We start from the raw sequence: 21,333 nt of genomic DNA, 5'->3' as shown, positions 1-21,333 counted from the left end.
GGAAATGAAAAGGATGAGCGAATTCGAATCCAGGCGAATGCGGCCTGCGGCCGGGGTGCGGCGCCGTATCACGAGGGCCGGTAAGTGCGCCGGCCCGTCGAATGCCGGGCGGCGCGGCTGCCGTCGTCGACATACGGCACGCCACCCCGTATTTTCTCGGAAGACAGGAGTAGAGAATGAATGACCGGAACGACAACATTACGCCCTACGACGAGTTCAACGCGGAGATTCGCGACGACTGCTTTCCCGAGCGCGGCATGTCCGCACGTGCTGCGGCCGCGCTCGTGATCAGCGACGAGTGGACCGATGCCAATCCGATGCTGAACATGTCGTCCTTCGTGACGACCTTCGCGGAACCGGAGGCCGTCGACGTGGCCAGGCGCAACATGTTCAAGAATCATGTCGACCACGACATGTATCCGCAGCTCTTCGAGATGGAAACGCGCATGGTGAAGTGGCTGCACCGGCTCTGGAACGGGCCGAAGGGCGTCGAGCCCTACGGCGCGGCGACCATCGGCTCGTCGGAAGCATGCATGCTCGCGGGTCTCGCTCACAAGTGGAACTGGCGCTGCAAGCGCGAGAAGGAAGGCAAGGACGCCAATCGGCCGAACCTCGTGACGGGCGGCAACGTCCAGATCGTCTGGAAGAAGTTCTTCCGCTATTTCGACGTCGAGCCGCGCGTCGTGCCGCTCCGGCCGGGCAACTATCGGTTGACCGCGGATCAGCTCGACAAGTATGTCGACGAGAACACGATCGCGGTCGTCGCGATCGCGGGTCAGACGTTTACCGGCGAGGACGACGATATCCAGGCGATCCACGCATGGCTCGACGGATATGAACAGCGAACCGGCATTTCGATTCCGCTGCATATCGACGGGGCATCGGGCGGGTTCGTGAATCCGTTCCTGTATCCGGACTATGCATGGGATTTCCGTTTGCCGCGGGTGCAATCGATCAATGCGTCCGGACACAAGTACGGGCTCACGCCGCCGGGGCTCGGCTGGCTTGTATTCCGCGAGCGACGGGTGTTCAACGAGGAACTCGTGTTCTATGTCAACTATCTGGGCGGCGAGATGCCGACGGCGACCCTGAATTTCAGCCGCAACGGTGCACCGATCGCCGTGCAGTACTACCAGTTTCTGCGCCTCGGTTTCGACGGCTACAGAAGAATCCTGCGGCATACGCTCGACAACGCGATCGCCCTGCGCGGGATGCTCGTCGACAGCGGGTATTTCACGGTCATGAATGAAACGCAGCGCATTCCCGTCGTGGCGGTGACGCTCGACGCGAGGATCACGAAATTCAACGAATTCGACGTGTCCGCGAAAGTGCGGGAGAAAGGCTGGGTGCTGTCCGCCTATTCGATGCCGGCCGATGCGGAAGCCGTGACGAGCCTGCGCATCGTCGTGCGGCCGCACATCAATCGCAACGCGGTGCAGTTGCTCGGCCGGGACATCGTCGATGCATGCCGGTTCCTCGACGAGCACGGCGGCCATGCGACGCCGCCGAGGTTTCATGCGCACGCGCAGCGGCAGTCGTCGCCGGCCAAGTGCTGAGCGGATCGCGTATCGACCGACGGCGCCGCGGTGGGCCGGCCGGGTCCGTGGCGCATGTGCGGCACGGGCTCCGGCCGGTCGCGAGCGGGGCGAAGCGCGGCACGCGGGCGCGGGGCGCCGGGTGCGAGGCGCGGTCGCGATCAGAGGAGATGATGTGCCTTTGCGAACGCGGCCAGGTCGATGATGTTCGTCAAGCCGAGTTTGGTCAGGATGTTGGCCTTGTGCGTGCTGATCGTCTTGTTGCTGAGCGAGAGCGTCTCGCCGATTTCCTTGTTGGTGCGTCCTTGTGCGAGATAGCGCAACACGGACTGTTCACGCCTGCTCAGGCGCGCAATCTGAACGTCGTCAGGGTTGTCGGACGTCATTTCGACGGGAAAGCAATTGAAGCCGGCCATGGCCGCCTTGACCCCGCTCAGGATGTGCGACGCGCCGAGGCACTTGCTCACGTAACCGTTCGCTCCCACGACGCGGCATCGTGCCGCGTATTGCTCGGCAGGAAACGACGAAATCACGAGTATTTTCACGGCGGTGTCGACAGCGCGTATGCGCTGGATCAGATCGATCCCGTCCAGTCCGGGCAGGTGAAGATCGATGACAAGCAGGTCGGGTTTGAGATCGCGGTAGAGCGCGAGGCCGGCGGTACCGTCCTGCGCGGTCCCGACCACCTTCAGGAGCGGATCGCGCTCCAGAATGCTCGTCAGTGCCAGGATTATCGCGGGGTGGTCGTCAATCAACGCTACACGATGCATGTCGGTCTCCATTCTGAAGGGAGGGGCGGTCCGCCAAAGCCCGCGCCGCAGACATCGCCAGGAAGGAATTGCGGGAGGGGCCCACTATGGCAAGCGCGAGCCGGAACCGCCGTGCCGTCGTTCCGAGGCGGCCGGCCGGGTGATCTGCAAAACCGCGAAACTGCGAGATGGCGGCGGATACGGATGCTCGAATGCCGGCGGCCGTGCGCATATCGATATTGTGGTGATGGGTGGCGCGCCGCTTCGCACGGAAATGTCGGAAACGGGGTAGGAAACGTCTCGGCCCGTCGAATTGCCGCGGTACGCGTATGCCGCGGCGATACCGCAGCCGGTCTGGGCGTGACGGGAACCGGAGGGCGAAGCCGCGAGTCAATCACGCCGCGATATCGTGCGAGCGAGGGCGCGGAAAACTTGATCGGTAAAAGCACTGAAACGCAGTGAATTTTTTCCCGGCTATAGTGGCAAGACTGAAGGTAGATGCGGCGCGTTTTGCCGGTACCGATCAGGTCATGACTGTAGACGGGTGCTGCATGAAAAATACAATTGAAAAGACCGCCGGACCCATTTGGGGCGTGGCCGCAGGATTGCTTCTCGCGGTGGCAGGATTGAGCCTTGGCATCTTCCCGAAGTCCTTGCACAGCTCGGGAAGCGCGAACGACTTCATGGCGTCCGGCGTGGCGATGCTGGGCATCTTCCTCGTCGTCTATTCCACGCACGAACTGCGAAGAAAGCGCGCGCACTGAGCGTTCCCGCGCGGCCCCACGACATTCGACGCGAGCCGGCCGACGGCTCGGCATGCGCTCGCCGTCGACGCGCTACGCGTTGCGGATTTCGTGGTTGTAGACGAGTTCGACGATGCGTTTCGTCGGGATGCTCGCGCGCAGCGCATCGACGCCGTCGATCGGAAACCACTTGCATTTCTCGATCTCGTTGTTCGGTTGCGGCGTGTGGTCCGGGCCCACTTCCGCGAAGAACACGTGGTGGATCTTCGCGAGCCCGGTGAACTGCATCGAGTACACGAGAGGCTGGCCGGTGATGCCGGTTTCTTCGCGCAACTCGCGATGCGCGGCTTCGAGCGGCGTCTCGCCGCGCTTGATCGTGCCGCCGGGTAGCGCCCAGCGCGACGATGCCCGTGCGACGAGCAGGACTTGCTCGCCGCGGTAGCAGACGACGGTCGCGCGTTCCTTGACAGGGACGGCGCTCGCTTCGGAGGGCTGGTTGGGCGCTGGTGCTTGGGGCATGCCGTGATTCTAACCAGCGTCGCGCATTCGGCCAAGCCGACGCCGGGCGCGGCGTCGCGCCGGTTCGAAACGACAGCCGCGACGGCGCGACCGCGGGCCGCCGGCCGGCAGGCGGCCATGGCCGGGCGGCCAGCCACCCGCCGAAGCGGCCCCTCGTGTCGCTCCGCGCACCGGGAAAGGCGCGATCCCGGTGCGTGCAGTTGCGTGGTTTCATTGGCCGGGCATCCGGGACATGTCCACGTAGATCACTTCCCAGATGTGGCCGTCCGGATCCTCGAAGCTGCGGCCGTACAAGAAGCCGAGATCCTGGCGCGCATTGACGTCCGCCTGTCCGCCGTGCGTACCGGCGGTATCGGTCATCTTGTCCACGGTGTCGCGATCTTCCACGTTCAGCGCGAGCATGACCTCGCTTTCGCGTCGGGAGTCGGCAATGGGCTTTTTCGTGAAATGCGCCCATTTTTCGTGGGGCATCAGCATCACGAAGAGTGTGTCGGTCAATACCATGCACGAACTCGTTTCGTCGCTGAATTGCGGATTCATGCGGGCACCGAGGGCCGTATAGAACTCAGTCGCCTTCGGCAGGTCCTGTACCGGCAGGTTGATGAACAGTTGCGTGGGCATCGCTGTTTTTTCCCTTTTCGTGAAATTTGGCACGGTCGGGCCGGCCGCGGCATCGCCAGAACGGCGGTCGCGCCGCGGATCGTCAGACGAGGTGCAGGCCGCCGTCGCATTCGATCACGCTACCCGTCGTGTAGCCGTTTCCGATCAGGAAGGCGATAGCCTGCGCGACATCGTCCGGCTGACCGACGCGTCCGACCGGCAATTCGCTTGCATGCCGTTCGAAGAATGCCTGCCGGGCCTCGTCGGGCACGCTGTTCCACCACGGCGTCTTCACGACACCGGGGGACACTGCGTTGACCCGCGTGGGCGCCAGTTCGCGCGCCAGCACCGGCACCATCGCTTCGATCGCGGCATTGATCGCGGCGAGGCCGCTGGTGCCCGGGTTGGCGATACGTGCGGAAATCGCGGTCACGAACGTGATGCTGCCGCCGGTCCGTAGTACCGGCAGCACAGCCTGCGCGGCCTGAACGTGGGGCCAGAATTTTGCTTCGAAGCCGCGCCTCAGCGACGCCAGATCGAGGTCCTTGAACGGGCCGGCTCCGTCGCCGCCGCTCAATGCGATCACCAGATGGTCGATGATTCCGACGCTCGCGAAGAAGCGGTCCAACTGCTCGCGCTGCGCGCCATCGAATGCGTCGACGCGCAGCAACCCTTCAGTCGACGCGCGCACGGCCTCGAGCTTGTCCGCGTCACGTCCCGTGGCGATCACTTCGTGGCCGGCGGCGGCCAGGCGCCGGACGGCAGCCAGGCCTATGCCGGATGACCCTCCCAATACCACGACCTTGCCGAACTCATTGTCCATTGCACGCCTCCGATGTTCGCGCTGCGGCGGTTGCAGCGATCGGGGATAGCATGCATGCTAGGGTGACTATCACTCCAATCGTTTAGTGTGATGCCATCCATCATCGAAAATGATCTGCGTCGCTTCGACCTGAATCTGCTGCTCGTCTTCCATGCGCTCATGCAGGAGCGCCATGTCACGCGCGCGGCGCAACGGCTGTTTCTCGGCCAGCCCGCGGTGAGCGGCGCACTGAAGCGGCTTCGCGCGGCGTTTGGCGACGAGTTGTTCGTGCGCGGTCGTTCGGGAATGGAGCCCACCCACCGCGCGCTGGAGCTTTCGCGGCAGATCGATGCGCTGCTGATCGGGCTTCACGAGAGCATGCGGGCCGGTGAGCCGTTCGATGCGCGGAACGCGAGCCGCACGTTCCGGATAGGTGTGTCGGAAGCGATCGCGGTCACGCTGTTTCCGGCCCTGCTGAACATGCTTGCCGCCGAGGCGCCGGGCGTGAAGCTCGTCTCGCTGGATACGGATTGCCACCGGGTTTCCAGCATGTTCGAGCGCAACGAGATCGAGATTGCATTGGGCGTGTTCAACGAATGCGCGCAATGGCAGGAGCAGCGTGCGCTGCTCGACTGGCGTTTTGTCTGCCTCTACAACCCGAAGTTGATCCGGCCACGCGGCGAAGCATTGAGCTTGCGCGAGTTCCTCGCGTATCCGCATGCGCTCACGTCGTTCAAGGGAGAGCTGCGTGGATTCATCGACGAACGGCTGGAGGCGATGGGCAAGCAACGGCGCGTGATATTTTCCAATCCGCACTTTGCCACCCAGCCTTTCATCGCACGCGACAACCCGGTGCTGGTAACGGTGCCGGACTACATCGCCCGTATCTGGAGCCGCAGCCTGGGTTTGCGCATCAGTCCGTTGCCGTTCGATACGCCGATGCATCAGGTCAGCGCGTTGTGGAAGACCGCGCATCACGGAGACAGCGGCCTGCGTTGGCTCATCGGTTTGACCGAACGGGCGGCCCGGATGAGTTGAGCGTGGTGGACACGCGCGAGCCGGTGTCGAATCCCGCGCCGTTGTCCCGCTCGCGGACCGTTCCGTCCCGGGAACATCGTCGATGCCGGCTCGATCGCGGCGCGTCCGCGCATCGCATACCGGCCTGAATCAGCGTGGGAACGATTCGCTTACCGAAAGAAAAACCGCGCCCCCCGGACGCTCCGGAAATGGCGCGGTTTCACCGATCGATGCCGATCCGGCGTGGCGTGAAGGCCTTACTTCCTTTCCGGCAGGAACCAGTTCATCACGAGCGCGCAGATGCCGCCCGTCGCCACGCCCGATTCCAGCACGTTCTTCAGCGCATGCGGCAGGCTGTTCAGAATGTCCGGCACCTGCGACACGCCGAGGCCGAGCGCGAGCGACACCGCGATGATCAGCAGCGCGCGGCGGTCGAGGTGCACGCCCGCGAGGATGTTGATGCCCGACGCGGCCACGGCGCCGAACATCACCATCGCCGCACCTCCGAGCACGGGCTCGGGCACGGCTTGCAGCACGCCGGCGACGACCGGGAACAGGCCGAGCACGACGAGCATCGCCGCGATCCAGATGCCGACGTGACGGCTCGCGACGCCGGTGATCTGGATCACGCCGTTGTTCTGCGCGAATACCGAGCTCGGGAACGTGTTGAACACGCCGGCCAGCAGCGAGTTCGCGCCGTTCACGAGCACGCCGCCCTTGATCCGCTGCATCCACACCGGCCCTTCGACCGGCTCGTTCGAGATCTTGCTGGTGGCCGTCACGTCGCCGATCGCTTCGAGCGACGTGACGAGGTAGATGATCAGCATCGGCACGAACAGCGCCCACGAGAAGCCGATGCCGAAATGCAGCGGCGTCGGCACCTGGAACAGCGCGGCCTGGTGCATGCCGGTGAAATCGAGGCGGCCGAGGAACGCGGCCGCGAGGTAGCCGATCGCGAGCGCGATGACGAGCGCGGTGCTGCGCACCCAGACGACCGGCACGCGGTTCAGCAGGATGATCGTGCCGAGCACGAGGCCCGACAGCGTCAGGTTCTCGGCGCTCGCAAAGGTGCCCTTGGCCATCGCGCCGTAGCCGCCGCCCATGCTGATCAGGCCGACCTTGATCAGCGTGAGGCCGATCAGCAGCACGACGATGCCGGTGACGAGCGGCGTGATCAGGCGCTTCACGAACGGCAGGATGCGCGATACGCCCATCTCGATGAACGACCCGGCGATCACGACGCCGAAGATCGCGGCCATCACGGTCTCGACCGGCGTGCCCTGCTTGACCATCAGGCTGCCGCCGGCGATCAGCGGGCCGACGAAGTTGAAGCTGGTGCCCTGGACAATCAGCAGGCCGGCGCCGAGCGGGCCGAAGCGCTTGCACTGGACGAAGGTCGCGATGCCGGAAATCACCAGCGACATCGACACGATCAGGGTCGTATCGCGGCTGGACACGCCGAGCGCCTGGCAGATCAGCAGGCCGGGCGTGACGATCGGCACGATGATCGCCAGCAGGTGCTGCAGCGCGGCGACGAACGCGACCATCGGCGCCGGCCGGTCGTTCGGGCCGTAGACGAGGTCGCGGGCCGCGTCTGCGGCGTCGGCGCCGTGGGAGGCGGATGGGGCGGAGGAGGCGGGTTGCATGGCGAGCGGGCGGGCGAGGTGGAAAGTGCGGCATTTTAGCCGAAGGGGCTGGCGGCGCCGCCCGGCCGGGCCGCGGTAGTGGGGCGCCGGCGGTGCGTTGCCGGCCGCGCGGCTGGCCGGCAAGCACGCGCGCAAACCGACGTCAGCCGGCCGCGCGGGCTCCCTTGCCGCGCGCCGTCGTGCGTGGCGGACGGGAATCCGGATACGCGCGCTGGCATACGGCGATGACCGTGTCGCGCAGACGGCGATGGACGGGGTCGCCGTGCATGCGCGGATGCCACAGCGCCGACACGAGGATCGCCGGCAGGCGGACCGGGACCTCGAAGCTGCGCAGCCCGAGCGCTTCGATGAGCCCGGGCGAGCACGCGTTGCCGAGGCTCGAGCGCGGCACCAGCGCGATCAGGTCGGTGCTGGCCGCGACACGCATCGCGTCGGGGTAGCCCGGCACGACGACGTGCACCGCAGGGTCCGGGCCGTCATGGCCGGTCGAGTCGTCGGCCGGCCCGCCGAAATCGCCGAGCTGGGCTGCCATCACGTGGCGGCAGGCGGCATAGCGCGCGGCCGTGATCCGGGCCGACGCGAACAGCGGATGCCCGGCGCGCGCCACCGCGACGTGCCAGTCGTGAAAGAGCATGCGCGTATGCAGCTCGGGCGCGTCGTCGCCGCGCTTGCCGATCTCGAGGTCGACGGTGCCGTCGCGCAGCGCCTGCGGATCGCGGTCGAGCTTCGGGACGAAGCGGATCCGTACGTGCGGTGCGACGTCGGCCAGTGCGGCGACGACCGGGCCGGCCAGCATTTCCATGAACGATGCGGCCGCGCGAACGGTGAACGTAGCCGTGAGCGTTGCAAGATCGACGTCGGCCGTCGCCGGCCGGAGCACGGCGCGCGCGTCGCGCGCGACCGCATGGACACGGTCGCGCAGCGCGGCGGCATGAGGCGTCGGCACGAGCTTGCGCCCGGCGCGCACGAGCAATTGATCGCCGGTGGCGAGGCGCAGCCGCGTGAGCGTGCGGCTCATCGCGGACGTGCTCAGGCCCAGCCGGCGTGCGGCGCCGGTCACGCTGCTCTCCGACAGCAGCACGTCGAGCGCGGTGACGAGGTTCAGGTCGATGTCTTCCATGCGGACAGGATACGCCACTGGGAGGTTTGACATGGCGTTCGATGCAATGATGGGTTGCATCCGGTGCGTCTGGCGCCTGGTATGGTGCGCGCCTATAGTGGGCGCATGACGAAACACGGCAAAGGCGAAAAATCATGCAATCGACTGAATCGAATCGACGAAACGCGCCCGCGATCCTCCTCGTCGCGGCGTCGCGCGGCCTCGGACTGGCAATGGCGGAGGCATTCCTGAACAAGGGCTGGAACGTGACGGGCACCGTGCGCGAAGGATCGGGGCGCACCAAGCTGCACGACCTGACCGACCGGTTCGACGGCCGGCTCGAGATCGGCACGCTCGACATCTGCGAGCCCGCGCAACTGGCCGCGCTACGCGAGCGCCTGTCGGGCCGGCGCTTCGACATGCTGTTCGTGAATGCGGGCACGACCAACGATCCGAACGAAACGATCGGCGAAGTGACGACCGACGAATTCGTACGCGTGATGATCACGAATGCGCTGGCGCCGATGCGCGCGATCGAGACGCTGCAGGATCTGGTGACCGACGACGGGCTGATCGGCGCGATGTCGTCGGGGCAGGGCAGCGTCGCGAACAACGTCAGCGGCATGCGCGAGGTCTATCGCGGCAGCAAGGCCGCGCTGAACCAGTTCATGCGTAGCTTCGCGGCGCGTCAGGCCGACACGCGTCGCGCGCTGGCGCTGATGGCGCCCGGCTGGGTCCGCACCGAACTCGGCGGCCCCGACGCACGCCTGACCATCGACGAAAGCGTGCCGAGCCTCGTCGACGTGCTGCTGGCGAAGCGGGCGCGGCCCGGGCTCGAGTATCTCGACTATCTGGGGCGGACGGTGCCGTGGTAGCCGGGGCGGCGGCGCAAGCGCGCGGCGGCCGGCCAGGTTCCGGCTCGCCGTGAACGTGCGGCGCGATTCGGCCTGCCGTTGGCGGCCCGGTCGCGGCACAGCGCAGGCCGTGCCGATTCAATACAATGCGACGACGCGTCAGCGATACGGTGCCGCCTCATCGCGTTTGAATTCATCCGGTTCGTGGCGGATGGGGGGGCGCTCCCGTCGCGACGGGCTTGTGTCCAACATGGAGCGCAGCATGAACGAACCCTATCTGCAGGTCATCGCGCATTTCTTCGCGAAACCCGGCAACGGCGACCGCGTGGTCGAGCTGCTGGCCGAACTCGCGCCGGCCACGCGCACCGAGCCGAAAAACCTCGACTACGCGTACTTCCGGTCCCCGGAGAACCCCGACCACATCGTGATCCTCGAGCGTTACAGCGAGGCCGACGGCCTCGACGTGCATCGGGAAACGCCGCATTTCCAGCGGATCGGTGTCGGCGCGATCATGCCGTTGCTCGAGCGTCGCGACGTGATCCGCTACATGGTGCAGCCGGACACCGGCACGGCGACGCCCCCGGGAGGCGCCCGATGAACCCGTTTCAATTCCGCACCGTTCCGACGCAGATCGTCGAATTCGGCGCCGCGCGCCGGCTCGGCGCGCTGTTGCGCGAACGCTTTCCGGCGCTCGCGCGCCTGTGCGTCGTCACCGATGCGTTCCTGCACCGCAGCGGCGTGCTCGCGCCCGCGCTGGAGAGCCTCGCCGCGCACGGCTGGCAGGTCGCCGTGATCGACGACGTGATCGCCGATCCGCCCGAGCACGTGGTGCTCGAAGCAACCGCGCGAGCCGTCGCGGCCGATGCCGAGATCGTGCTCGGCCTGGGCGGCGGCTCGTCGATGGACGTCGCGAAGCTGATCGCGGTGCTCGCGCCGGGGCAGCAGGCGCTGGCCGACATGTACGGCGTCGACAAGGTCGCGAGCGCGAGGCTGCCGCTCGTGCAGATGCCGACCACGGCCGGCACCGGCTCCGAGGTCACGGCCGTGTCGATCGTCACGGTCGGGGAGGCGCGCAAGATGGGCGTCGTGTCGCCGCACCTGTTCGCGGACGTCGCGATCCTCGACGCGGAACTCACGCTCGGCCTGCCGCGCGCGGCGACGGCCGCCACCGGCATCGACGCGATGGTGCATGCGATCGAGGCGTACACGTCCGCGCGGCTGAAGAATCCGGTATCCGACATGCTGGCGACGCACGCGCTGACGCTGCTGTCGCGCAACCTGCTGGCCGCATGCGACGACGGGCAGAACCGGCACGCGCGCGAAGCGATGCTGGTCGGCGCGATGTTCGCGGGGCAGGCGTTCGCGAATGCGCCGGTCGCGGCCGTGCACGCGCTGGCTTATCCGGTCGGCGGGATCTTCCACGTGCCGCACGGGTTGTCGAATGCGTTGGTGCTGCCGCACGTGCTGCGCTTCAATGCGCCGGCGGCCGCGCCGCTTTACGCGGAACTGGCGGCCATCGTCGCGCCGTCGGCCACGGGCAGCGACGAAGCGAAAACGCATGCGCTGATCGCCGAGATCGACCGGCTGATCGTCGCGACGGGCATTCCGCGCACGCTGCGCGACGTCGGTATCGGCGAGGACGACTTGCCGAGGATGGCGTCGGACGCGATGTTGCAGACGCGTCTGCTCGTGAACAATCCGCGCGAGGTGACCGAGGCCGACGCGCTGGCGATCTACCGGCACGCGTGGTGACGCGGCGGGCGCGATGCCGCCCGCCGGCCGGGTTCCGTTATTTCAGGTCGCGATCCTTGCAGGTCGGCTCGAATTCGCCGTCGAAGTACTGATACAGGTGCACGAGCAACGTGTTGGCGCCGACCTTGCGCCCGAGGTAATGCGTGCCTTCGACCGACGTGCAGGTCGAGAACGCGAGTTGCAAGCCACCGTCGAGCACGGCTTCCGGGTGTGCGCCCTGGCGCACGAAATGCGCGGCGCCGACGACGCCGAAGCCGCGCGTGTCCGCCGGCACCGACTTCGGCAGCGACAGCGCGTACGCGGCGATCGTGCGGTCGTCGTGCAGGCTGTCGAGAATCTGGTTGCCGGGCTTGCCGGCGCGGCCGGTGACCGTCGCGCAGCAGCGCGCGACGCCCTTGTCGTCGTCGGGCAGCACTTGCAGCGACGTACCTGCCGCGAGATGCGTATTCGGCGTGTAGTAGACGCCGTCGGCGACCACGCCGACCTGCTGCGCATGCGCGGCGATGGAGACGGCGAGCGCCGGGGCGATCAGGAGCGGACGAAGCGGTCGGATGGGCATGATGGCGGCGATGATACACGTGGCGCGCAAGCGCCGTGCGAGTCGCGCACCGATCGCGATCAGGCCCGCGACGCGTCGGCGCCGGCCGCGACCACGTACGCCGACGCCTGCTTCGTGCCGTCCGGCTTCGTCTGCAGGTACACGCCCTGGATTTCCGGCTCGAAGCCCGGCAACGCATTGATCCCGGCTTCGAGCGCACGGAAGTAGTCGAGCGCCGGGCCGCCCCACGCTTCGCCGGGCACCACGCAGAAGATGCCGGGCGGATAGGGTAGCGCGCCTTCGGTCGCGATCCGGCCTTCGATGCGCTCGAGCGTGACGAGTTCGACGTTGTTGCGGATCAGCTCGGTATTCGCGGCCTGCGGCAGCATCGCCTGCTTCGGGAACTGCGCACGCCGGAACATCTGTTTCTGCAGATGCTTCATGTCGTGGCTGCGGTAGAAATCGTGCATGCGCTGGCACAGCTGCCGCAGGCGCATCGTGCCGTACAGCTCCGGATACGCTTCGCACAGCGACGGAATCGCTTCGCGCAGCGGCGTGTCCTGGTCGAGATGGCGCTCGAACTGCGCGAGGTGCGCGACCAGATGCTGCAGCTTGCCGGCACTCTCCGACGGCGTGAGCAGGAACAGGATCGTATACAAGTCGGCTTTCTCGGGCACGACGCCGTGCTCGCGCAGGTAGCGCGCGAGGATCGGCGCCGGCGCGCCGAACGGCGCGTATTCGTGCGTGTCGCGATCGATGCCGGGCGTCGTCAGCAGCAGCTTGCACGGATCGACGAAATACTGGTCGTCCGCATAGCCTTCGAAGCCGTGCCACCTGTCGGCCGGATGGAAGCGGAAGAAGCGCAGGTCGTCGACGATCTGCTCGGTCGGGTAGTCGGCCCACGGGCGGCCGTCGATCTGCTGCGGAACGAACGGGCGAATCTGGCGGCAGGTTTTCAGCAGCAGCTTGCGCGCATCGACGCCGTGTGCGACGCAGTCGCGCCACAGGCGCCTGCCGGCCGGGCCCGCATGCATCTGCGCGTTGACGTCGAGCGCCGCGAACATCGGGTAGAACGGGCTCGTCGACGCGTGGATCATGTACGCGTTGTTGAAGCGCCGGTGATCGCAGAAGCGCTTCTGCCCTTCGATGTGGCTGTCCTTCTTGTGGATCTGCGACGTCTGCGAGAAGCCGGCCTGCTGCTTGTGCACCGACTGCGTGACGAAGATGCCGGGATCGTCGGGCCCGAGCGTCAGCATCAGCGGCGAGCAGTCCTGCATCATCGGAATGAACTGCTCGTAGCCGACCCACGCCGAATCGAACAGGATGTAGTCGCACAGATGCCCGATCCGGTCGACGATTTCGCGCGCGTTGTAGATCGTGCCGTCGTAGGTGCCGAGCTGGATCACCGCGAGCCGGAACGGGCGCGGCAGGTCGGCGCGCTCGGGCGCGACGTCGCGGATCGCGTCGCGAATGCGCGCTTCGCCGAGCGCCGCGCTGTCGACGCCGCCGATGAGGCCCCACGCGTTGCGCGCGGTCTCGAGGTAGACCGGCCGCGCGCCGGACAGGACGAGCGCGCCGAGGTGCACCGACTTGTGGTTGTTGCGGTCGAACAGCACGAGATCGCCGGGCGCGAGCAGCGCGCTCGTGACGACCTTGTTCGACGTCGACGTGCCGTTCAGCACAAAATAAGTTTTATCCGCGTTGTAGATGCGCGCGGCGTTGCGCTGGGCTTCCAGCGCGGGCCCTTCGTGAATCAGCAGATCGCCGAGCCGGACGTCCGCGTTGCAGAGATCCGAGCGAAACAGCGTCTCGCCGAAGAAATCGAAGAACATCCGGCCGAGCGGATGGTTCGAGAAGAACTGGCCGCCCTGGTGGCCCGGGCAGTCGAATTCGACGTAGCCGCGCTGCACGTAGTCGCGCATGACCTTGAAGAACGGCGGCAGCAGGTTCTCGCTGTAGAGGTCGGCGGCGGCGGAAATCTGCCGGCCGTGGTAGTGGCGGCCGCCGTGCCGGAGCGGGATCACGCCGCTCGCGTTCGGCAGGACCGACGGCGGCACTTCCTGGTCGGGCTCGACCGCGACGAAGAACGGAATCGCGAAACCGGTTCGCTCGACGGTTTTCAGCACCTTTTCCGCGGCATCGATGCCGACGACGATGGCCGCGATGTTCGTGAAATCGGTCTGGAATACGTCGACCTGTTCGTGCGTGGTGAGAAAGGCGCCGATCAGCGCCGGCTCGACTGCGATTTTCAACAGGCTCACGCGAACTCTCCGGTAAATGACCTGAAACGGGAGCCGCATTCGCGCTGATGCGTGATGTCGATACGACACGCGCTGCAGCCGATTGAAACGTTCCCGCGAATGCCGAACGCCGAATGCGGACTGCACCGAGAAGCATTGAGCAGCGCGGCACGGCCGTGATCGGACAGTGCCCGGCGCTGCCGATCGTAGCAACAAAGGCATGCGAATTCAATCGATCGGAATGGTCAATTTCATTGACGGCTGAGCCTGATCAATTGATCGGGAATTGGCGTGCTGCGGCGCATATAAAAATGATCCAATGATGAAATCCGATTGGAAAGGCGCCGATGATTTCGCCGAACCGTTGGCTTTTCATCGTAAGGCGTTCATGGCATAGTCGGCTCCGAACTGGATGGCGAATCAAGCCGGAATGGCGAGCGTCTCGTGCCGCTGCCCGTGACCTGCCGTCCGCGTGCTCGTGAGACGAACGATACCAATCGAAGCAACGCAACAGCGAGGGCAACAACGTGAACACTTCCACTGGCGGCATGCGTCGTCTCGGCATGCGTGCGTTACTCGTCGACGACGAGATCGCGCAGGAAACGGCAACCGGGCGTGCGGTGCGCACGCTGAGCGCGGAGCTCGCGCAACGCGGTATCGACGTGTTGACGGCGACGTCCGCCGACGATGCCATCGTGCTGATCCGCTCCGATCCGTCGATCCAGTGCGTGCTGCTCGACTGGGATCTCGGCGTGGACGGCCACGGGCCGTCCGAGGCCGTGGTCGATGCGATCCGGCATCGCAATGCCAACGTGCCGATCTTCCTGCTGGCCGACCGCAGCGTCGCGTCGACGGTGCCGGCCGCGGTGATGGGCAAGGTCGACGATTTCGTGTGGCTGCTCGAGGATACGGCCGACTTCATCGGCGGGCGCATCCACGCGGCGATCGAACGCTATCGCTCGACCGTGCTGCCGCCGATGTTCGGCGCGCTCGCGAAGTTCTCGCGCGTCTACGAATACTCGTGGCATACGCCGGGCCACACGGGCGGCACCGGCTTCCTGAAATCGCCGGTCGGCCGCGCGTTCTTCGAATACTTCGGCGAATCGCTGTTCCGCTCGGACCTGTCGATCTCGGTGGGCGAACTCGGTTCGCTGCTCGATCACTCGGGCCCGATCGGCGAAAGCGAACGCTATGCGGCGCGCGTGTTCGGCGCGCATCGCACGTATCACGTGACGAACGGCTCGTCGACGTCGAACCGCATCATCCTGATGGCGAGCGTGAGCCGCGACCAGATCGCGCTGTGCGACCGCAACTGCCACAAGTCGGCCGAGCATGCGATGACGATGTCGGGCGCGATTCCGACCTACCTCGTGCCGACGCGTAACCGCTACGGGATCATCGGGCCGATCGCATCGGAGCGCCTCACGCAAGCGGCGATCCGCGAGGCGATCGCATCGAACCCGCTCGCGGCGGGGCTCGCCGACCGCCAGCCGAAGCATGCGATCGTCACGAACTCGACGTACGACGGCCTCTGCTACAACGTGACGCGCGTCGAGGAACTGCTCGGCGCGAGCGTCGACCGGCTGCACTTCGACGAAGCGTGGTACGGCTACGCGCGTTTCAATCCGATCTACCGCGACCGCCATGCGATGCACGGCGACCCGCGCGACCACCACAAGGACCGGCCGACGGTATTCGCGACGCAGTCGACGCACAAGCTGCTGACCGCGTTGTCGCAGGCGTCGTACATCCACGTGCGCGACGGCCGCAGCCCGATTCCGCATGGTCAGTTCAACGAAACGTTCATGATGCACGCGTCGACGTCGCCGAACTACGCGATCATCGCGTCGAACGACGTCGCGGCCGCGATGATGGACGGCCCCGGCGGCGCCGCGCTGACGCGCGAATCGATCGAGGAGGCCGTCGCGTTCCGGCAGATGATCGCGCGGATGAACGGCGAATTCGGCGCGAAGGGCGACTGGTTCTTCGAATGCTGGCAGCCCGACACCGTGCTCGAGGCGCGCACGGGCCGCACGCTGCCGTTCCACGAAGCGCCGCCCGAGCTGCTCGCGACCGACCCGGCGTGCTGGGTGCTGCGCCCCGGCGCGCAATGGCACGGCTTCGGCAATATCGAGGACGGCTACTGCATGCTCGACCCGATCAAGGTGTCGATCGTCACGCCGGGCGTGGCGCCGGCCGGCGGCCTGATGCCGGTCGGCATCCCGGCGAGCGTCGTCACCGCGTATCTCGATGCGCGCGGGATCGTCGTCGAGAAGACGACCGATTTCACGATCCTGTTCCTGTTCTCGATCGGCATCACGAAGGGCAAGTGGGGCTCGCTCGTCAGCGCGCTGTGCGATTTCAAGCGCGACTACGACGCGAACCTGCCCCTCGACATGGCGATTCCGTCGCTCGCTCAGGAGCATGGTTCGCGCTATGCGGGCATGGGGCTGAAGGATCTGGCCGACACGATGTTCGCGGCGATGGAGCAGCTCGGCACGACGCGCCTGATGTCGGAGGCGTTCTCGATCCTGCCGAAGCCGGAGATGAGCCCGGTGCGCGCGTACGAGCATCTCGTGCAGGGCCGCGTCGAGCAGGTCACGCTCGACGAACTGGCCGGGCGCACGGTGGCGACCGGCGTCGTGCCGTATCCGCCGGGCATTCCGCTGTTGATGCCGGGCGAGAACGCGGGGCCGGCCGGCGGCCCGGTGCTCGGCTACCTGAAGGCGCTCGAAGCATACGACCGGCGTTTTCCCGGCTTCGCGCACGACACGCACGGCGTGGAAGTCGAGGACGGCACGTATCGCGTGTACTGCCTGACGGCCTGAAGCCCCGAAGCCCCGAAGCCTGACCGGGCGAACGGGCGACCGGCCGCGCGGCGGCCTCACATCGAAGGATCGAACACCATGGACAACGCAGCGCACCTGGCCGACGCGGCCCCGGCGGCCGCGCCGAAGAGCCGGATGAACGTCTGGCAGCTCACCATCCTCACCGCGGTCAACATGATGGGCTCCGGCATCATCCTGCTGCCGGCGAAGCTCGCGCAGGTCGGCACGATCTCGCTGCTGTCGTGGATCGTCACGGCCGGCGGCTCGCTCGCGCTGGCCTACGCGTTCGCGCGCTGCGGGATGCTGAGCCGCAAGCCGGGCGGGATGGGCGGCTACGCGGAATACGCGTTCGGCAAGGCCGGCAACTACATGGCGAACTACACGTACGGGCTGTCGCTCGTGATCGCCAACGTCGCGATCGGCGTCACGGCGGTCGGCTACGGCACCGTGCTGTTCGACGCGACGCTGTCGCCGCTGCAGACGGGCCTGTGGACGATCTTCCTGCTCGTGCTGACGACGGTCGCGAACTTCGGCGGCTCGCGCATCACCGGCCGGATCGGCGCGGTGACGGTGTGGGGCGTGATCATTCCGGTCGTCGTCGTATCGCTGATCGGCTGGTTCTGGTTCAGCGGCGCGACCTGGGGCGCCGCGTGGAATCCGCACAACCTGCCGTTCGGGCCGGCCGTCGGCGGCTCGATCGCGGTGACGCTGTGGGCGTTCCTCGGGCTCGAATCGGCGTGCGCGAACGCGGACGCCGTCGAGAATCCGGAGCGCAACGTGCCGATCGCCGTGCTCGGCGGCACGATCGCGTCGGCGATCTTCTATATCGTGTCGACCAACGTGATCGCCGGGATCGTGCCCAACGCGATCCTCGCGGCGTCGAACGCGCCGTTCGGCCTCGCGTTCGCGACGATGTTCACGCCGACCGTCGGCACGATCGTCACCGCGCTGATGGTGATCGCGTGCATCGGCTCGCTGCTCGGCTGGCAGTTCACGGTCGCGCAGGTGTTCAAGAGCTCGGCGGACGTCGGCTATTTCCTGCCGGTGTTCGCCCGCGCGACGCGCACGGGCACGCCGATCGTCGGCATGGTGATCCTGCTGGTCGCGCAGGTCGCGCTGGCGCTGATGACGATCAGCCCGGAGCTGAGCAGCCAGTTCCAGAAGATCGTCGATCTCGCGGTCGTCACGAACCTCGTGCCCTACGTGATGTCGATGGCCGCGCTGATCACGATCCAGAAGGTTGCGAAGGTGCCGCCGGGCAAGGCGCTGGTGACGAACGCGGTCGCGATGGTCGCAACCGCGTACAGCTTCTACGCGCTCTACAGTTCGGGCGAGCAGGCGCTGATGCTCGGCGGCCTGTGCGTGTTCCTCGGCTGGACGCTGTTCGGCTTCGTCAGCGCGCGCTTCTACCAGATGGAAGTCGACGCGCACGTGAAGGAGCCGGGGAAGTCGCTGCAGGCGTGAAGCCCTAGCGGTCGGGCGTCGTCAGCAGCGGCGGCAGGGTGCGTTTCAACAGATCGACGACGGCCCGCACGCGCGGCGGCAGCGGCCGCTGCGCGTGCACTAGCACATTGAGCGCGAAGTCGGGCACGTCGTAGTGCGGCAGCAGGCGAACGAGCCGGCCGCGCGCGAGCGCGTCGGCGCAAGCCGGGTGCTGGACCACGCCGATACCGCCGCCCGCCGCGATCGTGTCGAACATCGGGCGCCAGTGGCTCGCGGTCATGACCGTGCGGATGCGCGCGTATTCGACGGCACCGCCGTCGCGCCGCAGCGGCACCTGCTCGTTCGCGAACACGCCTTTCACCCGGATGAACGGATGGTTCGCGAGATCGTCCTTCGTGTCGAGCGGGCCGTGCCGCTCGAGATACGACGGCGCGGCGACGAGCACGCGGCCGACCGCGCCGAGCGCGTAGGCGACGAAGCCGCCGTCGCGGAGCTGGCCGGCCCGGATCGAAATGTCGACCCCCTCGGTGACGGGATCGACGATCTCGTCGTTCAGCACCAGGTCGATGTGCAGCTTCGGATACGCGGTGCGGATCTGCATCAGCACGGCCGGCAGCACGACCTCGCCGAAACACTGCGGCGCCGCGAGCCGGATCGTGCCGTCGAGCGCGTTGTCCGTCTTCGACACCGACGCCACGGCCAGTTCGGCCGCTTCGAGCAGCGCCTTGCTGCGTTCGTAGAAGAGGCGGCCTTCTTCCGTGCACGCGAGCGTGCGCGCACTGCGCATCAGCAGCCGCGTGCCGAGATGCTTTTCGAGTTTCTCGATGCGTTCGCTGACGGCCGGTTGGCCCATGTCGAGATCCCGCGCCGCGCCGGACATCGTGCCGCGCTCCACGACTCTCACGTAGATGCGCATCGTCGCCAACAGATCCATGAAGTCGCGCCTCGTGTTTTCCGATGTCTTCCGGTTCGATTTTTACCGATCGACGGATGGTACCAAAGCGGCGTCGACGCGATGGTGTGCGTCGGGCCGATACTGACTATCGGCCGGTGCGCTTACGGTGCCGCCAAAGCCGCGTGCGTTCGTCCGCGCCGTGCGCGAAAATCGGCCTTCTTTCGCCCGGCCGACAGGAGACGCGACATGACGCAACGGAACGAAGCGCGACGGACGCATTGCGTCGCATGGCAGATCGTGCAGACGTGGCAGGCGGCCGAATGGTGCCGGCTCGACGAGTCGCCAACGGGCAACGCGCTGGCGGGTGCGGTGGCGGGCGCGATCGACGGCACGCCGTTTCGTATCGACTACGCGGTCGCATGCGGCGCCGACTGGCTCACGCGCTCGGCGCGCGTGACGCATTGGACCGGCACCGCGCCGCCCCGGCAATGGGACATCGCGTGCGACGCGGGGCAGTGGACGATCGACGGTATCGCTGCGCCGGCGCTCGCGGGCGCGACCGATATCGATCTCGGCTTCAGTCCGTCGACCAATACGCTGCCGATTCGCCGGCTGGCGCTCGCCGTCGGCGAGTCGGCGGAGATTCGCACCGCGTGGCTGCGTTTCCCGGATCTCGCCATCGTGCGCGGCGAGCAGCGCTATACGCGCACGGCGCCGTACGTGTACCGCTACGAGAGCGGTACGTATGCGGCCGATATCGGGATCGACGATGCGGGCCTCGTCACCGACTACGACGAATGGCGGCGCATCGGCGGAGTGGCTGCGTCGTGACGCGTCAGCGCGCGCTGGCGACCGACAGCTTGCCCGGAATCAGCTTCAGCGTACTGAACGCGTCGGCAATGCTCTGCTGGTACGCGACCGTCGCGTCGGTGATCGGCTGCACGCCGTAGCCGGCACGCTTGAGCGCGACTTCGAGCGTCGGCGCGTCGAGGCCGACGAGCGGCGACAGTTGCGCGGCGACCTCCGGCACGTGATCGCGCGCCCAGCGATCGACCGCGTCGACTTCGTCGAGCAGCGCGCGCAGCACCTGCGGGTGTGCGGCCGCGTACTTGCGCGCCGCGAGGTAGTACTGCGTGTTGCGCACGAGCCCTTCGCCGTTCGCGACCACGCGCGCGCCGAGCTGTCGTTCGGCGGCGGCCAGGTACGGATCCCAGATCACCCATGCATCGACGCTGCGCTGCACGAACGCGGCGCGCGCGTCGGCGGGCGTCAGGTAGATCGGCTGGATGTCGGCATAGGTGAGGCCCGCATGTTCGAGCGCCTTCACCAGCAGGTAGTGGACGTTCGAACCCTTGTTGAACGCGACCTTCTTGCCGCGCAGTTGCGCGACGGTGCGGATCGGCGAATCGGGCAGCACGACGATCGCCTCGCCCTGCGGCGCGGGCGGCTCGTTGCCGATGTAGACGAACTCGACGCCGCCGGCCTGCGCGAAGATCGGCGGGGTTTCGCCGACCGTGCCGACGTCGATCGCGCCGGCGTTCAGCCCTTCGAGCAGTTGCGGGCCGGCCGGGAATTCGAGCCATTGCACGGTGACGCCCTGGCTCGCGAGACGCTTCTCGAGCGTGCCGCGCGCCTTGAGCACGACGAAGTTGCCGTATTTCTGGAAGCCGACGCGCAGCCGCGTGCCGCTGTCGGCGGCCGCGCGGGCGGGCACGGCCGCGAGCGGGCCGAGCGCGAGCCCGGCCAGTCCGGCGGCCGCGCCATGCAGCCACTGGCGGCGGCGCGGGTTCGCCGGGGTCGTTTCAAGGTCTGCGTGCGGTGTGTCGTTCATTAGGGCGTGTTCACGCTAATAACGGGTTTGCGCTGGCCCCCAGAAGGGCCGAGCGCGAGGATTGCGACGAAGCGAATACTCGACGTATTCGCGAGGAGCATGACGCGGCGATCGGCCCTTCTGGGGGCCAGCCCCGCGAATGAATTTTTCCAAACAGGGGAACGTGCCTTTCCGCCCACATTGCGGCGTCGTGCGTCGCTTGTTTGGCACGGCCAAACGGCGCTCCTTACTCCTTGCACTGC

19 protein-coding genes are annotated in these 21,333 nt (G+C 66.9%); 9 read left to right on the top strand and 10 right to left on the bottom strand.

Going from position 1 to position 21,333, the window contains the following annotated elements:
* Nucleotides 1–176 precede the first annotated feature (176 nt).
* Nucleotides 177–1,556 (top strand): glutamate decarboxylase, encoded by a 1,380-nt coding sequence (locus J8I33_RS31100; protein WP_209939718.1) that lies wholly within the window; start codon nt 177–179, stop codon nt 1,554–1,556.
* Nucleotides 1,557–1,696: 140 nt separating this feature from the next.
* Here J8I33_RS31100 and J8I33_RS31095 read toward each other — a convergent pair whose 3' ends face one another.
* A complete protein-coding gene (locus tag J8I33_RS31095) occupies nt 1,697–2,305 on the bottom strand; it encodes a response regulator transcription factor (protein ID WP_209927199.1) in 609 nt (202 codons plus the stop codon).
* Nucleotides 2,306–2,835: 530 nt separating this feature from the next.
* Here J8I33_RS31095 and J8I33_RS31090 point away from each other — a divergent pair.
* On the top strand, nt 2,836–3,048 hold the full coding sequence (locus J8I33_RS31090) for a hypothetical protein (RefSeq protein ID WP_209927326.1): 213 nt from the start codon (nt 2,836–2,838) through the stop codon (nt 3,046–3,048).
* 72 nt (nt 3,049–3,120) lie between these two features.
* Here J8I33_RS31090 and J8I33_RS31085 read toward each other — a convergent pair whose 3' ends face one another.
* The 3 genes from J8I33_RS31085 to J8I33_RS31075 form a co-directional block, all read right to left on the bottom strand.
* The gene (locus J8I33_RS31085) at nt 3,121–3,546 is read right to left on the bottom strand and encodes an NUDIX hydrolase (protein ID WP_209927197.1); all 426 of its coding nucleotides are present in this window, start codon (nt 3,544–3,546) and stop codon (nt 3,121–3,123) included.
* A 210-nt stretch (nt 3,547–3,756) separates the two neighbouring features.
* A complete protein-coding gene (locus J8I33_RS31080) occupies nt 3,757–4,167 on the bottom strand; it encodes a VOC family protein (RefSeq protein ID WP_209939717.1) in 411 nt (136 codons plus the stop codon).
* Between the two features lie 82 nt (nt 4,168–4,249).
* Entirely contained in the window at nt 4,250–4,969 is a 720-nt protein-coding gene (locus J8I33_RS31075; protein WP_209939716.1) for an SDR family oxidoreductase, read from the bottom strand.
* Nucleotides 4,970–5,059: 90 nt separating this feature from the next.
* Here J8I33_RS31075 and J8I33_RS31070 point away from each other — a divergent pair, with 90 nt between their 5' ends.
* Nucleotides 5,060–5,986: a LysR family transcriptional regulator gene (locus tag J8I33_RS31070; protein ID WP_209927183.1), complete on the top strand. Its 927-nt coding sequence runs from the start codon at nt 5,060–5,062 to the stop codon at nt 5,984–5,986.
* A gap of 236 nt (nt 5,987–6,222) precedes the next feature.
* On the opposite strand, the gene J8I33_RS31065 is transcribed toward J8I33_RS31070, so the two are convergent.
* Nucleotides 6,223–7,611: a nucleobase:cation symporter-2 family protein gene (locus J8I33_RS31065; protein WP_124679727.1), complete on the bottom strand. Its 1,389-nt coding sequence runs from the start codon at nt 7,609–7,611 to the stop codon at nt 6,223–6,225.
* Between the two features lie 142 nt (nt 7,612–7,753).
* Nucleotides 7,754–8,731 carry a LysR family transcriptional regulator gene (locus J8I33_RS31060; protein WP_124679728.1) on the bottom strand — a complete coding sequence of 326 codons (978 nt, stop codon included), beginning with the start codon at nt 8,729–8,731 and terminating at the stop codon, nt 7,754–7,756.
* Nucleotides 8,732–8,865: 134 nt separating this feature from the next.
* Between J8I33_RS31060 and J8I33_RS31055 the strand changes: the two genes are divergently transcribed.
* From J8I33_RS31055 to J8I33_RS31045, 3 genes are all read left to right on the top strand, one after another.
* Complete coding sequence (locus J8I33_RS31055) at nt 8,866–9,585, top strand: SDR family oxidoreductase (protein WP_209939715.1); 720 nt, start codon at nt 8,866–8,868, stop codon at nt 9,583–9,585.
* A gap of 241 nt (nt 9,586–9,826) precedes the next feature.
* Nucleotides 9,827–10,162 carry a putative quinol monooxygenase gene (locus J8I33_RS31050; RefSeq protein ID WP_050011141.1) on the top strand — a complete coding sequence of 112 codons (336 nt, stop codon included), beginning with the start codon at nt 9,827–9,829 and terminating at the stop codon, nt 10,160–10,162.
* Nucleotides 10,159–11,316: an iron-containing alcohol dehydrogenase gene (locus J8I33_RS31045; RefSeq protein ID WP_209927165.1), complete on the top strand. Its 1,158-nt coding sequence runs from the start codon at nt 10,159–10,161 to the stop codon at nt 11,314–11,316. Before J8I33_RS31050 ends, J8I33_RS31045 begins: the two co-directional genes overlap by 4 nt.
* A 37-nt stretch (nt 11,317–11,353) precedes the next feature.
* On the opposite strand, the gene J8I33_RS31040 is transcribed toward J8I33_RS31045, so the two are convergent.
* Both J8I33_RS31040 and J8I33_RS31035 read right to left on the bottom strand, forming a co-directional pair.
* On the bottom strand, nt 11,354–11,875 hold the full coding sequence (locus tag J8I33_RS31040; protein WP_209939714.1) for a hypothetical protein: 522 nt from the start codon (nt 11,873–11,875) through the stop codon (nt 11,354–11,356).
* A gap of 59 nt (nt 11,876–11,934) precedes the next feature.
* The gene (locus J8I33_RS31035; RefSeq protein ID WP_209939713.1) at nt 11,935–14,115 is read right to left on the bottom strand and encodes an ornithine decarboxylase; all 2,181 of its coding nucleotides are present in this window, start codon (nt 14,113–14,115) and stop codon (nt 11,935–11,937) included.
* A 542-nt stretch (nt 14,116–14,657) separates the two neighbouring features.
* Here J8I33_RS31035 and J8I33_RS31030 point away from each other — a divergent pair.
* The gene (locus tag J8I33_RS31030) at nt 14,658–16,922 is read left to right on the top strand and encodes an Orn/Lys/Arg decarboxylase N-terminal domain-containing protein (protein ID WP_179233182.1); all 2,265 of its coding nucleotides are present in this window, start codon (nt 14,658–14,660) and stop codon (nt 16,920–16,922) included.
* A 78-nt stretch (nt 16,923–17,000) separates the two neighbouring features.
* Entirely contained in the window at nt 17,001–18,386 is a 1,386-nt protein-coding gene (gene potE, locus J8I33_RS31025) for a putrescine-ornithine antiporter (protein ID WP_209927148.1), read from the top strand.
* Between the two features lie 4 nt (nt 18,387–18,390).
* On the opposite strand, the gene J8I33_RS31020 is transcribed toward potE, so the two are convergent.
* A complete protein-coding gene (locus J8I33_RS31020) occupies nt 18,391–19,299 on the bottom strand; it encodes a LysR family transcriptional regulator (protein ID WP_209927140.1) in 909 nt (302 codons plus the stop codon).
* A gap of 207 nt (nt 19,300–19,506) precedes the next feature.
* Between J8I33_RS31020 and J8I33_RS31015 the strand changes: the two genes are divergently transcribed.
* Nucleotides 19,507–20,091 carry a putative glycolipid-binding domain-containing protein gene (locus tag J8I33_RS31015; protein WP_124554062.1) on the top strand — a complete coding sequence of 195 codons (585 nt, stop codon included), beginning with the start codon at nt 19,507–19,509 and terminating at the stop codon, nt 20,089–20,091.
* A gap of 4 nt (nt 20,092–20,095) precedes the next feature.
* Here J8I33_RS31015 and J8I33_RS31010 read toward each other — a convergent pair whose 3' ends face one another.
* A complete protein-coding gene (locus tag J8I33_RS31010) occupies nt 20,096–21,091 on the bottom strand; it encodes a sulfonate ABC transporter substrate-binding protein (protein WP_050011135.1) in 996 nt (331 codons plus the stop codon).
* Nucleotides 21,092–21,333: the final 242 nt, after the last annotated feature.

It is taken from the genome of Burkholderia sp. AcTa6-5 (assembly GCF_017815075.1).
Taxonomy (GTDB): Bacteria; Pseudomonadota; Gammaproteobacteria; order Burkholderiales; family Burkholderiaceae; genus Burkholderia; species Burkholderia sola.
Note: the sequence above shows the minus strand (reverse complement) of the source record. Positions and strands in the feature narration are given on the sequence as shown.

Excerpts from the sequence above, each read along its gene's own strand:
- J8I33_RS31100 (WP_209939718.1), top strand. The coding sequence starts at position 177 with ATGAATGACCGGAACGACAACATTACGCCCTACGACGAGTTCAACGCG.
- J8I33_RS31095 (WP_209927199.1), bottom strand. The coding sequence starts at position 2,305 with ATGCATCGTGTAGCGTTGATTGACGACCACCCCGCGATAATCCTGGCA.
- J8I33_RS31090 (WP_209927326.1), top strand. The coding sequence starts at position 2,836 with ATGAAAAATACAATTGAAAAGACCGCCGGACCCATTTGGGGCGTGGCC.
- J8I33_RS31085 (WP_209927197.1), bottom strand. The coding sequence starts at position 3,546 with ATGCCCCAAGCACCAGCGCCCAACCAGCCCTCCGAAGCGAGCGCCGTC.
- J8I33_RS31080 (WP_209939717.1), bottom strand. The coding sequence starts at position 4,167 with ATGCCCACGCAACTGTTCATCAACCTGCCGGTACAGGACCTGCCGAAG.
- J8I33_RS31075 (WP_209939716.1), bottom strand. The coding sequence starts at position 4,969 with ATGGACAATGAGTTCGGCAAGGTCGTGGTATTGGGAGGGTCATCCGGC.
- J8I33_RS31070 (WP_209927183.1), top strand. The coding sequence starts at position 5,060 with ATGCCATCCATCATCGAAAATGATCTGCGTCGCTTCGACCTGAATCTG.
- J8I33_RS31065 (WP_124679727.1), bottom strand. The coding sequence starts at position 7,611 with ATGCAACCCGCCTCCTCCGCCCCATCCGCCTCCCACGGCGCCGACGCC.
- J8I33_RS31060 (WP_124679728.1), bottom strand. The coding sequence starts at position 8,731 with ATGGAAGACATCGACCTGAACCTCGTCACCGCGCTCGACGTGCTGCTG.
- J8I33_RS31055 (WP_209939715.1), top strand. The coding sequence starts at position 8,866 with ATGCAATCGACTGAATCGAATCGACGAAACGCGCCCGCGATCCTCCTC.
- J8I33_RS31050 (WP_050011141.1), top strand. The coding sequence starts at position 9,827 with ATGAACGAACCCTATCTGCAGGTCATCGCGCATTTCTTCGCGAAACCC.
- J8I33_RS31045 (WP_209927165.1), top strand. The coding sequence starts at position 10,159 with ATGAACCCGTTTCAATTCCGCACCGTTCCGACGCAGATCGTCGAATTC.
- J8I33_RS31040 (WP_209939714.1), bottom strand. The coding sequence starts at position 11,875 with ATGCCCATCCGACCGCTTCGTCCGCTCCTGATCGCCCCGGCGCTCGCC.
- J8I33_RS31030 (WP_179233182.1), top strand. The coding sequence starts at position 14,658 with ATGCGTGCGTTACTCGTCGACGACGAGATCGCGCAGGAAACGGCAACC.
- potE (WP_209927148.1), top strand. The coding sequence starts at position 17,001 with ATGGACAACGCAGCGCACCTGGCCGACGCGGCCCCGGCGGCCGCGCCG.
- J8I33_RS31020 (WP_209927140.1), bottom strand. The coding sequence starts at position 19,299 with ATGGATCTGTTGGCGACGATGCGCATCTACGTGAGAGTCGTGGAGCGC.
- J8I33_RS31015 (WP_124554062.1), top strand. The coding sequence starts at position 19,507 with ATGACGCAACGGAACGAAGCGCGACGGACGCATTGCGTCGCATGGCAG.
- J8I33_RS31010 (WP_050011135.1), bottom strand. The coding sequence starts at position 21,091 with ATGAACGACACACCGCACGCAGACCTTGAAACGACCCCGGCGAACCCG.